Source organism: Pseudomonas sp. FW215-R2 (assembly GCF_058789255.1).
In genome coordinates, this window is the sequence record NZ_JBYTBO010000002.1 from 19966 (window position 1) to 34108 (window position 14143).

The 14143-nt window shown below is 62.2% G+C and carries 13 protein-coding genes; 1 reads left to right on the plus strand and 12 read right to left on the minus strand.

Features of this window, described 5'->3' with window-relative positions; translation table 11 throughout:
* Window positions 1-51 precede the first annotated feature (51 nt).
* The 9 genes from AC3WRD_RS02635 to AC3WRD_RS02675 form a co-directional block, all read right to left on the minus strand.
* Complete coding sequence (locus AC3WRD_RS02635) at window positions 52-870, minus strand: phosphoglycolate phosphatase (protein ID WP_096817919.1); 819 nt, start codon at window positions 868-870, stop codon at window positions 52-54.
* Window positions 867-1541: a ribulose-phosphate 3-epimerase gene (rpe, locus tag AC3WRD_RS02640; protein ID WP_007918813.1), complete on the minus strand. Its 675-nt coding sequence runs from the start codon at window positions 1539-1541 to the stop codon at window positions 867-869. Before rpe ends, AC3WRD_RS02635 begins: the two co-directional genes overlap by 4 nt.
* A gap of 114 nt (window positions 1542-1655) precedes the next feature.
* Window positions 1656-2804 carry an iron-containing alcohol dehydrogenase gene (locus AC3WRD_RS02645; protein WP_102619796.1) on the minus strand — a complete coding sequence of 383 codons (1149 nt, stop codon included), beginning with the start codon at window positions 2802-2804 and terminating at the stop codon, window positions 1656-1658.
* A gap of 108 nt (window positions 2805-2912) precedes the next feature.
* Window positions 2913-3737, minus strand: a complete 825-nt coding sequence (locus AC3WRD_RS02650) for an ABC transporter permease (RefSeq protein ID WP_096817915.1) — start codon at window positions 3735-3737, stop codon at window positions 2913-2915.
* A 12-nt stretch (window positions 3738-3749) separates the two neighbouring features.
* Complete coding sequence (locus AC3WRD_RS02655; protein ID WP_102619795.1) at window positions 3750-4997, minus strand: ABC transporter permease; 1248 nt, start codon at window positions 4995-4997, stop codon at window positions 3750-3752.
* Window positions 4998-5064: 67 nt separating this feature from the next.
* On the minus strand, window positions 5065-6108 hold the full coding sequence (locus AC3WRD_RS02660) for a polyamine ABC transporter substrate-binding protein (RefSeq protein ID WP_096817911.1): 1044 nt from the start codon (window positions 6106-6108) through the stop codon (window positions 5065-5067).
* A 48-nt stretch (window positions 6109-6156) separates the two neighbouring features.
* Window positions 6157-7281: an ABC transporter ATP-binding protein gene (locus tag AC3WRD_RS02665; RefSeq protein WP_085667439.1), complete on the minus strand. Its 1125-nt coding sequence runs from the start codon at window positions 7279-7281 to the stop codon at window positions 6157-6159.
* Window positions 7282-7499: 218 nt separating this feature from the next.
* Window positions 7500-8129 (minus strand): response regulator, encoded by a 630-nt coding sequence (locus AC3WRD_RS02670; protein WP_003228820.1) that lies wholly within the window; start codon window positions 8127-8129, stop codon window positions 7500-7502.
* Window positions 8130-10529 carry a PAS domain-containing sensor histidine kinase gene (locus AC3WRD_RS02675; protein WP_096817909.1) on the minus strand — a complete coding sequence of 800 codons (2400 nt, stop codon included), beginning with the start codon at window positions 10527-10529 and terminating at the stop codon, window positions 8130-8132.
* A gap of 73 nt (window positions 10530-10602) precedes the next feature.
* Here AC3WRD_RS02675 and AC3WRD_RS02680 point away from each other — a divergent pair, with 73 nt between their 5' ends.
* Entirely contained in the window at window positions 10603-11592 is a 990-nt protein-coding gene (locus tag AC3WRD_RS02680) for an alpha/beta hydrolase family protein (protein ID WP_102619794.1), read from the plus strand.
* Between the two features lie 50 nt (window positions 11593-11642).
* On the opposite strand, the gene AC3WRD_RS02685 is transcribed toward AC3WRD_RS02680, so the two are convergent.
* From AC3WRD_RS02685 to AC3WRD_RS02695, 3 genes are read right to left on the minus strand one after another with little or no spacing between them, the layout of a single operon-like run.
* The gene (locus tag AC3WRD_RS02685) at window positions 11643-12410 is read right to left on the minus strand and encodes a TerB family tellurite resistance protein (RefSeq protein WP_102619793.1); all 768 of its coding nucleotides are present in this window, start codon (window positions 12408-12410) and stop codon (window positions 11643-11645) included.
* Window position 12411: 1 nt separating this feature from the next.
* Window positions 12412-13083, minus strand: a complete 672-nt coding sequence (gene murU, locus AC3WRD_RS02690; RefSeq protein ID WP_102619792.1) for an N-acetylmuramate alpha-1-phosphate uridylyltransferase MurU — start codon at window positions 13081-13083, stop codon at window positions 12412-12414.
* Window positions 13080-14099: an aminoglycoside phosphotransferase family protein gene (locus AC3WRD_RS02695; protein WP_102619791.1), complete on the minus strand. Its 1020-nt coding sequence runs from the start codon at window positions 14097-14099 to the stop codon at window positions 13080-13082. Before AC3WRD_RS02695 ends, murU begins: the two co-directional genes overlap by 4 nt.
* Window positions 14100-14143 lie beyond the last annotated feature (44 nt).

The following is a 14143-nucleotide window of genomic DNA, read 5'->3' on the forward strand; positions in this document are numbered from 1 at the left end:
GTGCAAATCAGTCAGGTGTGCAAACGCGCCGGCAGGCCGGCCAGGAACAAGTCAGGCGCGCCAACGCCAGCGGGCCAGGGCCTTGATGACTTTCATCCAGAGTTTGCGGGTGACCACCACGATGGCGTTTCCAGAAGGGGATTGAGAAGCGTCGGGCAACGTTATCTCAGCGGCCGTATCCAGGCAACCGGGAATTAACTTGCGCAGATCGTCGATCACCAGCGCCGGGGATTCTTCGGCAATCGGCCGACCATGGTTGTAGCCATAACTGAGCGCTACACATTTGACCCCTGCTGCTTTCGCCGCCAGCACGTCGCTGCGCGAGTCGCCGACGAACAGCGATTGCGAGGCCGGAATGCCGGACATCTTCATCACGAAGAACAGCGCTGCCGGATCGGGCTTCTTCTGCGGCAGGGTGTCGCCGCCAATGATCCACTTGAAGTAGCGGCCGATCTTCATTTGATCCAGCAACGGCGCGACGAAGCGCTCCGGCTTGTTGGTGATCAGCGCCATGGCCACGCCCTGCTTGTGCAGCCATTTCAGGGTATCGCGCACGCCGGGATAGACCACGGTCAGCTCATGGCTGGCGCCGTAGGCTTCCATGAACACCTCCAGCGCATGCTCGGCTTCGACGTCATCCACGGAGGAATGATCGATGCCGCCGGCCAAAGCACGGCGCACCAGCACCGGCGCACCGTTACCGACCCACTCGCGCACCGACTCGATACCGGCAGGCTTGCGCCCGAGGGAGAGCAGCATGTTATCCACCGCCGCCGCCAGGTCGGGTACCGAATCGATCAGCGTGCCATCCAGATCGAACATCACCAACCGCGGCAGTTGCCCCGGGAACAGCTGCTCAAATCCGCTCATGGGCGAGCCAGCGCCAGTTCGGAACGCATCTTGTCGATGACTTCCTGATAGTTCGGCGCATTGAAGATCGCCGAGCCGGCCACGAAGGTGTCGGCGCCGGCAGCGGCGATTTCACGGATGTTGTTGACGTTCACGCCGCCGTCGATTTCCAGGCGGATGTCACGGCCCGAGGCATCGATGATCGCGCGCGCTTCGCGCAGCTTGTCGAGGGTGCCGGGGATGAATTTCTGCCCGCCGAAGCCCGGGTTGACGCTCATCAGCAAGACCATGTCGACCTTGTCGATCACGTACTTGAGCACGTCCAGCGGGGTCGCCGGGTTGAACACCAGGCCGGATTTGCAGCCGCCTTCACGGATCAGTTGCAGCGAACGATCGACGTGCAGCGTGGCTTCCGGGTGGAAGGTGATGTAGGTGGCGCCGGCCTCGATGAAATCACCGACGATGCGATCCACCGGGCTGACCATCAGGTGCGCGTCGATCGGCGCGGTCACGCCGTACTTGCGCAGCGCGGCGCAGACCATCGGGCCGATGGTCAGGTTCGGTACGTAGTGGTTGTCCATGACATCGAAGTGAACGAAGTCGGCACCGGCGGCCAGAACGTTGTCCACTTCCTCGCCCAGGCGGGCGAAGTCGGCGGAGAGAATCGACGGAGCAATAACGAAGGGCTGCATGACGCACCTTTTCTGAGCTAAATCACGATGGCGCGCATTGTATACCTCAAGTTTCCGCGCGCGCACCGTGACCGCGATGATTGGGTTGTGCCATGACCGATGACCGGCAGGTTCTCAGTACGCCGCCCGGTAGATCTTCTCGATGTCGGCGGCGCTGAGCTTGCGCGGGTTGTTGCGCATCAGGCGCTCGATGCCTGCAGCCTCTACCGCCATGGCCGGAATCGCCTCTTCGGGCACGCCGAAACTGCGCAGACCCTGCGGAATGTCCACCGCTGCGCACAGTTCGGTCATCGCCGTGACGGCACGGTCCGCCGCTTCATTGAGGCTCAGATGAGCGGTCTTCACCCCCATGGCTTCGGCGATATCCTGCATCCGTTCGACGCAGGCCATCTTGTTCCAGGTCATGACATACGGCAGCAACAGGGCATTGCTGACGCCGTGGGTAATGTTGAAACGCCCGCCCAGCGGATACGCCAGCGCATGTACCGCGCCAACCCCGGCATTGCCGAACGCCATGCCGGCCATCAGGCTGGCGGTGGCCATGTCTTCCCGCGCCTGCAGGTTGGATGGGTTAGCGTAGGCCTTGGGCAATGACCGGGCAATCAGCTTGATCGCGCCGATCGCCAGCGAATCGGTGATCGGCGAGGCATTCAGCGACAGATAGGACTCAATGGCATGCACCAGCGCATCGACACCACTGGCGGCAGTGACGCCGCGCGGACAGGTCAGGGTCATTTGCGGGCTGACCAGCGCCACGTCCGGCAACAGATAATCGCTGACAATGCCCTTCTTCAATTGCGCGACCTTGTCCGAAAGAATGGCGACGTTGGTCACTTCAGAACCCGTGCCGGCCGTGGTCGGGATGGCGATCAGCGGCGGGCCCTTGCGCGGCACCTGATCGACGCCGAACAGATCCTCCAGCGCACCGTGATAACCGGCGTACGCCGCGACACTCTTGGCGATGTCGATGGCACTGCCGCCACCGAGGCCGATCAACCCGTCATGCCCGCCCTCGCGGTAGACGCGCATGCAGTCCTCGACGATGGCGATTTCCGGATCCGGCAACACGCGGTCGAAGATTTCGTACTCGCGCTCGCCGATCTGCGCCAGCGCCAACTGCACCGTGCCGGACTTGACCAGCGCGGCATCGGTGACGATCAGCGGGTTGTCGATGTCCAGCCGTGTGAGCTCGGCCGCCAGTTGCTCGATGGCCCCGGCGCCGGTGATCAGTTTGTGAGCAATCTTGAACGAGGAAAGACTCATCGTGCGCAGCCTCTTATAGATGTGGGAGCTGAGCACAAGCGTAGCTGGGGAATTCGGGTTGTCTGTCATTCAGCGCATGAATGGCAGACAACCCGGATCGTGCAGTCGTCAGACCTGAGCGGTGCGCAGTTTCTCGCTACGCCCACGCAGCCACTCAAGAGTCAGCAGCAGGATCACCGAGAAGGCAATCAACAGAGTCGCCGCCGCCGCAATCGTCGGACTCAGGTTCTCGCGAATCCCGCTGAACATCTGCCGAGGCAGCGTCGCTTGCTCAGGGCCGGCAAGGAACAGCGTCACCACCACCTCATCGAACGAGGTGGCGAAGGCAAACAACGCACCGGAAATCACCCCCGGCGCAATCAGCGGCAAGGTCACCCGGCGGAACGTGGTCAGTGGCGAAGCGCCAAGGCTGGCCGCCGCCCGCACCAGGTTATGGTTGAACCCCTGCAATGTTGCCGACACCGTGATGATCACGAACGGCACACCGAGCACCGCGTGCACCACGATCAGCGAGAAGAAACTGTTGCCCAGGCCCAGCGGCGCGAAGAACAGGTAACTGGCCACACCGATGATCACCACCGGCACCACCATGGGCGAAATCACCAGCGCCATCACCAGCGCCTTGCCGGGGAAGTCGCCACGGGTCAGGCCGATGGCCGCCAGCGTGCCGAAGACCATTGCCAGCACCGTCGCGGCCGGGGCGACGATGATGCTGTTCTTCAGCGAGCGCATCCATTCCGCCGAGGCGAAGAAGTCCTGATACCAGTGCAGCGAAAAACCTTGCAGCGGGTACACCAGGAAACTGCCCGAGTTGAACGACAGCGGCACGATCACCAGCACCGGCAGGATCAGGAACAACAGGATCAAGCCGCAGAGGATCCGCAAGCTGTAGAACCACACCCGCTCGACGGGCGACATATAAGGACTCAGCATTTCAAACTCCCCTTAGCTCAGGCGCAGGCGACTGGCGCCCACCAGCCAGCTGTAGATCAGATAAAGCACCACGGTCGCCAGCAGCAACAGCCCGCCGAGCGCAGTGGCCATGCCCCAGTTGATGCTGGTGTTGGTGTAGAACGCGACGAAGTAGCTGACCATCTGATCGTTTGGGCTGCCCAGCAACGCCGGGGTGATGTAGTAGCCGATGGCGAGGATGAACACCAACAGGCAACCGGCGCCAACACCGGCATAGGTCTGCGGGAAGTACACCCGCCAGAAACTGGCGAACGGATGGCAACCCAGGGAAATCGCGGCACGCATGTAGGTCGGCGAGATGCCTTTCATCACGCTGTAGATCGGCAGGATCATGAACGGCAGCAGGATGTGCACCATCGAGATGTAAACCCCGGTGCGGTTGAACACCAGCTCCAGCGGTTTATCGATCACGCCCATTGCCATCAGCGCGCTGTTGATCAATCCGCCGGATTGCAGCAACACGATCCACGCGGCGACTCGTACCAGGATCGAGGTCCAGAACGGCAGCAGCACCAGAATCATCAGCAGGTTGCTTTGACGCGACGGCAGGTTGGCCAACAGGTACGCCAATGGATAGGCCAGCACCAGGCAGATCACGGTGATGATCAGGCCCATCCAGAAGGTCCGGGCGAAGATGTCGAGGTAGATCGCCTGATCCGGGGTGGCCGGGGCCAGTTCGCCGAGATCGTCGATGCGATGATCCACCGCCGCCAACAGGTAGAACGGGGTGATGCTGCTGGTGTTGCGCTTCACCGCTTGCCAATAGGCCGGATCGCCCCAACGCTCGTCGAGGCCTTCCAGCGCTTCTTTATAAGAGGCCGGCTCGCTGGCGAATGGCAGCGAACGGGCGGTTTTGGTCAGCAGGCTGCGATAGCCGGCCAACTCCATGTTCAAGCGCTTGGACAGATCGCCCAAGGTCTGGTTTTTGCGAGCTTCGGCGAGGTCTTCGCCGGCGGCCTTGTAGACCGGCTCAGCGGGCAGTCCGCGACCGTCCCAACTGGCAATGGCTGCCACGGTGCGTGGCATGCCGCCCACCACTTCCGGGTTGCCGACGCTTTTGTAGAGCAGCGCCACGATCGGCACCAGGAACACCAGCAACAGAAACAGCACCAGCGGCGCGATCAGCGCCTGGGCCTTCCAGCGGTTGACCCGCTCGGCGTGCTTGAGCCGCTGCTTCAAGGTGGGGCTGTTGCCCTCGTTCAGGGGAACGGCGATGGCCATGACGTACTCCGGAAATCTTTTGAATGACGGCGTCACCCTTGGGGTGACGCCGCGTAGGCATCACGCCTTACTTCGCAGCCCAGGAATTGAAGCGCTGCTCCAGTTGCTCACCGTTGTCAGCCCAGAAGCTGACGTCGATCTGCACCTGGTTGGCGATGTTTTCCGGGGTGGTCGGCATGTCTTTCAGGACATCCTTGGCCAGCAGCGGTACAGCCTGGGTGTTGGCCGGGCCGTAGGCGATGTTTTCCGAATAGGTCTTCTGCTGTTGCGGTTGCACCGAATAGGCGATGAATTTCTTCGCCGCTTCCGCACGCTTGGCGTCCAGACCTTTCGGGATGGCCCATGCGTCGAAGTCGTAGATGCCGCCGTTCCACACCACTTTCAGGTTGGATTCTTTCTGCACCGCCGCGATCCGGCCGTTGTAGGCCGAGCTCATGACCACGTCACCGGAGGCGAGGTACTGCGGCGGCTGGGCGCCGGCTTCCCACCACTGGATGCTTGGCTTGAGTTCGTCCAGTTTCTTGAATGCGCGATCCTGACCATCTTTGCTGGCCAACACTTTGTAGACGTCTTTCGGCGCAACACCGTCGGCCATCAGTGCGAATTCGAGGGTGTACTTGGCGCCTTTGCGCAGGCCGCGCTTGCCCGGGAATTTCTTGGTGTCCCAGAAGTCCGCCCAGCTGCTCGGTGCGGTTTTCAGCTTGTCGGCGTTGTAGGCCAGCACGGTCGACCACACGAAGAAGCCCACGCCACACGGCTGGATCGCGCCCTTGACGTAGTCTTCGGTCTTGCCGAACAGCGCAGGATCGAGTTGCTCGAACATGTCTTCGTCGCAGCCACGGGACAGTTCCGGCGATTCAACCTCTACCAGATCCCAGGACACGCTCTTGGTGTCGACCATGGCTTTGACCTTGGCCATCTCACCGTTGTACTCGCCGGCGACGATCTTGCCGTTGCCTGCTGCTTCCCACGGTGCGTAGAAGGCTTTGACTTGCGCCGCCTTGTTCGCCCCGCCAAACGACACCACGGTCAGATCCGGGCCAGCGGCCATTGCGCTTGCCGCACCCATCAGGCCCAGGGTCAGGGCTGTGAACTTCAGGGATCTCAACATTTATTGTTCTCTCCACGTGCAGGGTTGGTGTTGGTATTGCCGGGGCGATTAATGCGCCTCTAGAAGTGGGTCGAGTGCACGAACGTGCTCGACCTGCCAGCCAAGCGGAACCACGTCGCCGACTGCGAGCGCTGGATCGAGCTCGGCAATCGGTTGTTTCACGAAGAAGTCGGTCTTGCCGCAGACTTCCAGGCGCACCCGGACGTGGTCGCCCAGATAGATGAATTCGGCCACCCGCCCGGAGAAGCGGTTGACGCATTGATCGCTCGAACCGTTGAGGCTGACGCGCTCCGGACGGATCGACAGGGTGACCGGTTCACCGGTCTGGCCGATGTTGACCGCCAGCGCCTCGACCTTTTCCCCACGCCCCAACTCGACCACGCAGCGCTCGCCGCTCTGGCTGAGCAGGCGACCGTTGAGGCGGTTGTTTTCGCCGATGAAGTTGGCGACGAAGGTGTTTTTCGGTTCTTCGTAGAGGGTGCGCGGCGGGGCGATCTGTTGGATCTCACCTTGATGGAATACAGCAACGCGGTCGGACATGGTCAGGGCTTCGCCCTGGTCGTGGGTCACGTAGACCACGGTCACGCCGAGGCGCTGGTGCAGGTGTTTGATTTCCATCTGCATGTGTTCGCGCAGCTGTTTGTCGAGGGCGCCGAGGGGTTCGTCCATCAGCACTAGTTGTGGCTCGAACACCAGCGCACGGGCCAGCGCCACACGTTGTTGCTGGCCGCCGGACAACTGCGCCGGATAGCGCGAAGCGAAGGCATCGAGCTGCACCATGCTCAGGACTTTCTTGACCTTGTCACTGACGTCGCTCTTGTTCAGACCGCGCACGGTCAGCGGGAACGCCAGGTTCTCGGCCACGGTCATGTGCGGAAACAGCGCGTAGTTCTGGAACACCATGCCGATGTCGCGTTTGTGCGGCGGCACGTTGTTGATCGCCCGCCCGGCCAGGAGGATTTCACCGGCGGTCGGTGTTTCGAAACCGGCGAGCATCATCAGGCTGGTGGTCTTGCCGGAGCCGGACGGCCCGAGCAGGGTCAGGAACTCGCCCTTGCGGATGTCCAGGTTGAGGTCTTTGACGATCAGGTTCTCGCCGTCGTAGCTCTTCTGCACTCCACGAAAGCTGACCAGCACATCACTGGCCCCTGCGTTTGATTCGACCTGGCTCATACCCACACCTTTGTTATTGATGACTGCTGTGGGATTAAGCCTAGTGGCTGCTTGCGGTCACGCAAATCGGGGCGCAGGAGAGAATCGCCTCAGCCGGATGGAAGGCCGGGGGTAGGGATTGCCCTACAAGGATGGCGCGTTTGGACACGTCAGGTGCGAGCCCTGAAGTTCCAGCCGCAGGAACCGGCAAAAGCGCCTGTCGTTATTGGATATGCGGATTAAAGGAGCTTGTGTTCCATCGCATACTTCACCAGCTCGGCGAGTGAGGTGATGTTGAGCTTCTGCATCAGCCGCGCCTTGTGGGTGCTGATGGTCTTGCTGCTCAGGGCCAGTTGCTGGGCGATGTCGTTGACGTTGGCGCCCTGGGCCAGGCGCTCGAATACCGAGAATTCGCGTTCGGACAACAACGAATGCAGCGGTCGTGTATCGGTCAGGCCGACTTCGAAGACCATGCGGTCGGCCAGTTCCGGATCGATGTAGCGCCCGCCCGCCGCGACCTTGCGAATCGCCGTCAGCAACAGCGCCGGATCGCTGTCCTTGGTCGCATACCCGGCGGCGCCGACCTTCAGCGCGCGGGCGGCCATCTGAGCTTCATCGTGCATCGACAGCACCAGAATCGCCGGCGGATTGTTCAGTGCGCGGATACGCGGAATCGCTTCCAGCCCGTTGACCCCGGGCATGGAAATATCCAGCAGCACCACCTCGCACGGCACACTGCGCAGGGTTTCAAGCAACTGCTCGCCATTGCTCGCCTCCCCCACCACTTGCAGATCCTTGGCCAGGCCGATCAATTGCTTGATGCCTTCGCGAACGATGGTGTGGTCTTCGGCTACCAGTACACGGATCACTTACTTCTCCTCATCCAATGGCACCCGCACGCTCAGTGTGGTGCCCTCGCCCGGTTCGCTGTCGAGTGACAACTGACCGCCCATGATCAACACCCGCTCACGCATGCCCACCAGCCCAAAGGATGTTGGCCTGCCCGCAGCGGCGACAAATCCTACGCCATCATCGCTGACTGTCAGGCACAAATCGGCGCCTTCGAGCGCCAGCGTCAGTTCCACAGTATGCGCCTGGGCATGGCGCATGACGTTGGTCAGCGCTTCCTGAAGGATGCGGAACAGGCCAATGGCCTTGGCATCGCTCAGCGGCGGCAGATTGTCCGGCACCTGCACCAGACACGGAATCTGCGTACGCGCCTCGAATCGCCGGGCCTGCCACTCGATTGCCGAGGCAATCCCGGCATCGAGGATCGGCGGGCGCAATGCCGTCGCCACATCGCGCACCAACTGGAACAGCTGGGCGATCAGGCGCTTCATGCTGTTCAGGCGTTCGTTCAGACCCGGATCGAGTTGCGCGTAGGCCAGTTCGCACATCGATGTCTCCAGTTTCAGCACCGTCAACATCTGCCCCAGCTCATCGTGAACCTCGCGGGCGATGCGCGCCTTCTCCTCTTCCCGCACGCTTTCGAGGTGCGCCGACAGTTCGCGCAGCTGTTCGCGCGATGCCGCCAGTTCCAGTTCGATGCGCTTGCTTTCGGTGATGTCCCAGACGATGCCGTCCCAGACGTAGGCGCCGTCCTCCAGTTGCCGGGTGATGGCCTTGATCTCGGCCCAGCGCTGTTCGCCCTGTCGCGTAAGGATCCGCCCCTGCCACGACCAGTCGCTGTCGGTGTCCAGCGCCCGGTCCTGAGTCTGGTGATAACCGGCCTTGTCGTCCGGGTGCACCAGGCTGCGCAGGCCCATGTCGCGATGAGCGATGGCGGCCGGCGCGTAGCCCACCAAACTTTCGCTGCCCTCACTGATGTAGGCAAAGTCGATCTGCCCGGTCACCGGCGCCCGCTCCAGGCGGAACACCAGCCCCGGCACGTTGGCGGCGATGCCCTGCAAGCGCGCCTCGCTTTCCTGTAACGCGGCCAGGGCCCGCCGGCGTTCGGTGACGTCAGTGAGATAAACCACCAGATATTCGCTGTCGCGAAAGCGCAGAAAACTCAACGACACATCCGCCGGCAGGATGCTGCCATCGGCGCGCACACAACTCGTTTCAAAGCTGAGCGGCCCTTCCTCACTGGCCCGGGCGCGTTTCCACAGGTTGAGCCAGCGATCCATGTGCAGGCCGGGTTCGAAGTCGATCAGTGGTCGCTCGATCAGCGCGCCCTGTGGATAACCGAGCATGTGTTCCGCCGCGCGGTTGGCGTAGCGCACGTGGCTGTCCCAGTTGACCCAGAGGATGCCGACGGTGCTCTGGTCGATGGAAAACTGGGTCAGGCGCAGGGCTTCTTCGCTGGCGGCGCGCAGGGCGATGTCTTCCCGGGCGGCGAGCAGGCGTTGTTCAAGGCTGTGTTGCTGGCGCCGCTGCCAGAAGACGATCGCCGCACAACTGAGCAGCAACACGGCGAACAACAGGCTCAGGTTCTGCCAGAACCCCGGCGACTCCGAAAGCCGCGGGTACTTGGGTTGCAGCCATTGGGTGTGCAGGCGCTCCAGATCTTTTGCCGGGATCGCCCGCAAGGCACTTTCGACAATCCCGGCCAGCTCCGGCCAGTCACGACGGGTGGCGACCCGCAGCAGCTGCGGTAGACCAATGTCGCCGACCACGACCAGCCCGGCAAACTCCGGTTCTGTCGACAGCCGCCCCAATTGCGCTTCGTCCACCACCGCGTAAGACGCCTGCTGACTCAACAGCAACTGCAACGCCTGACGCTCCAGCGGCACGCCTTGCAGATTCAAGTGGGGATAATTGCCGCGCAAGTAATCGGCGGTGACGCTGGGCATGCGCACGGCGACCCGGGCCTGGCTGTCGAGTTTTTCCAGCTCGACCGAACTGCTCACTTTCTGGTCGCTGACCACCAGTTGCGGCACGCGCATGTAGGGATCGGAAAACTGCCAGAGACGCAGCGAGCCGGGCGTCTGGGTCAGGCCCGGCGCAATATCGATTTCGCCGTCCCGCGCGGCGGCTTCAAGTTGTTCCAGATCGGGGAAGTTGCGCCAGCTAAGTTCGATGTCGAGGGCCTTGGCCATCCATTTCATCAACTCGACATTGGCCCCGGACAGCCGCTGCAAGCGCCGGTCGTATTGCGCGTACGGTGCCTGAAGAATCAGGCCGACGCGCAATTCATTGTGCTGGGTCAGCCACTGTTGCTGGCCCGCCGACAACTGCGCAACATGGCTCGGCGGCGCAGGCGCGGCCCACCCCATCAAGGGAAACGCCAGACAGCCGATAACCCACAGGCAGCAAAAACGCATCATTGAAATCCCATACACTGACAAATTCTGACCAACCCATTAGGCTGCCGGGATACTTTCTGGCCTGGAATAACCGATGCCCCCTGTCTCTCGCCTGGCAATGCCAGCATTGTGCCTGTCGCTGATCCTGCCTTGTGCGTTTTCCGTCGAAGCCGCCGATCCGGCACCCGCCGCAGCAGCGGAAAAACCCGCCGAAGAAAAACCGGTCGAACGCCAGCCATTGCTTGAGCGTAGTCAGGAAGAAGCCTCGGCACTCGAACGCAAAGTCCCGGCCCAGGAACAGCAACAGTTGCAGGCCGGCAGCGACACTTTCCTCGCGCTGTGGAAACCGGCCAACACGGCTGACCCCAAAGGCGTGGTGATCCTCATCCCCGGCGCCGGCGAAACCGCTGACTGGCCCCAGGCAATCGGCCCGCTGCGGCGTAAATTGCCGGACGTCGAGTGGAACAGCCTGAGTATCACCCTGCCCGACCTGCAAAGCGATGCCATCGCACCGCGCGTGATCGAAGCGCCCGCAGCGCCGAAAACCGCCGATGCAGGCAGCAAGGATTCGACCACTGCCGAACCGATCGAGCAAGCCGCTGGCGGTGAAGCGGATGTGGCGGACAAGGTCGTCGCCGAAACCACCGAAGAACAGGCCAAGGCCGACGCCGAACGAATCTTCGCCCGCATCGACGCAGCGATTGCCTACGCCGAACAGCAAGGCGCGCACAGCATCGTGGTGCTCGGGCACGGCACCGGTGCCTATTGGGCCGCGCGCTTCCTGAACGAAAAGCAGACGGCACAAGTGGAAAAACTGGTGATGGTCGCCGCGCAAGTGCCGCCCAAGGCCAAGCCTGAACTGGCAGAACTGACGCCACTGCTGAAGCTGCCGACCGCCGATATCTTCTATACGGACAAGCTGCTGGATCGCAACGCCGCACTGGAGCGTTTGCAGGCCAGCAAGCGCTTGAAGACGTCGGCGTTCAGCCAGGTCGCGCTCAAGGCGTTGCCCGACAACAAGGCCGAGCAGGAACAATTGTTCCGCCGGGTGCGCGGCTGGTTGAATCCGCAAAACCCGGACTGACCGACCGCACAAAAAAAGATCGCAGCCTGGGCTGCGATCTTTTTTTTCGTCTAGCGGAAATCCCGCCGCTCGCGAATCAATGTGTAGGCATTGTGCAAGTCGCGAGTTCTTTCAGTTGCCTCGAGTACCTGGGCCGCCGTCGCACCGGTCCCGGCCACCTTGTCCGGATGATGGCGGCTGAGCAGGCGACGATAGGCGCGTTTGATCTGTGCCGGTTCGCTGGTCGCCGACACGCCGAGCAGGCGCATCGCATCCTGATAACTCACCGCTGCGCTGACGATCGGGCGCTTGTTCGGCTCGTAATCCGCTGCCAGCGCCTGAATCTGGTGAGTCGTCCAGCCCAGCCACTTGCCCCATTGCGCCAGCAGTTCGCGTTCGCTGCTGCCGGCCCGGCCATCGGCCCAGACCATCCGCCAGCAGGCGCGCAACACGCCTTCGGCCGCATGGGGCTGAGCGCTGAGACGCCGCAGATAACCGCGCAGGCGATCCCCGCCGGACTTGCCGCGATTGAACGCGGCAATGGCCCGGCGCTGCGCCGGCTCGCTCATGTCCAGCGCGCGCATCTCCTGACGCGCCTGCTGGATATGACCGTCGGTGACCCGCCCGTCACTCTTGGCCAGACGCCCGAGCAAGACGAACAACAACTCGTCGTTGCGCAGCATCGGCTGGCCGCCGAGTTTTTCCCGCAAATGCCCCCAGCTCTGCAAATGCAGGCGCCGATCCAGCGCCTGCCCCAACAAAGCCCCAAGCATGGCCCCCGGAATGCTGGCGATAGCAAAACCCGCTCCGGCTCCAATCAGAGTCCCTGGCCACAACATATCAGCGACTCGCTTCTATCAAGGTTTCGGCTTCAGCCAGACGCTCGTGCGTACCGACATCGACCCAGTGGCCTTTCAGTCGCTCACCGCTCACCTGCCCGTCCGCCATGGCTTTGCGCAGCAACGGTGCCAGTTTGAAGGCGCCGTCCGTGCAGCCATCGAACAATTGCGGGTGCAGCACAGCGATGCCGCTGTAGGTCAGGGTCGCCGTCTCCGGTTGCCCGTCCTGCACCTGGTCGCCGACCAGACAGAAATCGCCCGTCGGGTGATGGGCCGGATTGTCCGCCAGCACCAGATGCGCCAGCCCGGTGATCGGCTGGTGCAGCACGCTGAAGTCGTAATCGGTCCAGATGTCACCGTTGACCACCAGGAACGCTTCGTCACCGAGCAACGGCAAGGCGCGGAAGATACCGCCACCGGTCTCCAGAGGTTCGCCTTCGGGCGAGTAACGGATGCTCAGGCCGAATTGCGAACCGTCGCCCAGGTAATCTTCGATCTGCTGACCGAGCCAGGCATGGTTGATCACGATGTCGCTGAAACCCGCCGCCGCCAGGGCACGCAGGTGGTACTCGATCAACGGTACGCCAGCGGCACGCACCAGCGGTTTTGGGGTGGTCAGGGTCAGCGGGCGCATGCGCTCGCCTTTGCCGGCCGCCAGAATCATTGCCTTCATGCAGTCACTCCGCCACGCAGGCTGACCAGCAATGCCTGCAGTTGCGCCAATTCCGGACGACGGGCAATCACCGCTTCTATATAAGAGAAGAAGCGCGGCACATCGCCGAGGTAGCGCGGCTTGCCGTCGCGGTGACAGATGCGGGCGAAGATACCGATGACTTTGAGGTGACGTTGCACGCCCATCAGGTCGCTGGCGCGCAGGAAGTCTTCGAAGTCCGGCTGCACGGGGATGTTCAACGCTGCCGCCTGCTGCCAGTAGTTTTCCAGCCAGCCACGTACGCGTTCTTCAGGCCAACTGAGGAAGGCGTCCTTGAACAGACAGGTCACGTCGTAAGTCACCGGGCCGTACACCGCGTCCTGGAAATCCAGCACGCCGGGGTTCGGCTCGCTGAGCATCAGGTTGCGCGGCATGTAGTCGCGGTGCACCAGCACTTTTGGCTGGGCCAGCGCGCTGTCGATCAGCAGATCGCTGACCTGCTGCCATTGCTGCTGTTGCGTGGCGTCGAATTCCACACCCAGTTCGCGTTTCACGTACCACTCGGGGAACAGTTCCAGCTCGCGACGCAACAGTGCGACGTCATAACTCGGCAGCGGTGCCACCATCGGCAACTGCTGAAATGCCAGCAGCGACTGCAAGGCATCGCTGAACAATGCATCGGCATTTTCGCTGTCGATCACGTCGAGATAGGTCTTGTTGCCCAGGTCATTGAGCAAAAGAAATCCGCGCTCGAGGTCCTCGGCATAAATTTTCGGCACGTTAATTCCGGATTTCGCCAGCAAAAAGGCGATATCCACGAACGGTTTGCAGTTTTCCTGGGGCGGCGGTGCGTCCATCACGACGAAACTGCGACCGGCGCCTTCCCAACGGAAATAACGGCGGAAACTCGCGTCGCTGCTGGCCGCAGTCAACGTGGCCGGGGGTACGACACCCCAGCCCTGATCGGCAAAAAGGGTTGCCAACTGCTCATCGAGCCAAACTTTCAGGTGTTGCAAGCGTACATCTTGGTCAGGCATTGCAAGGGTCTCCGACGGCGCTAGCCGTCAAGCGGGTCATGCTT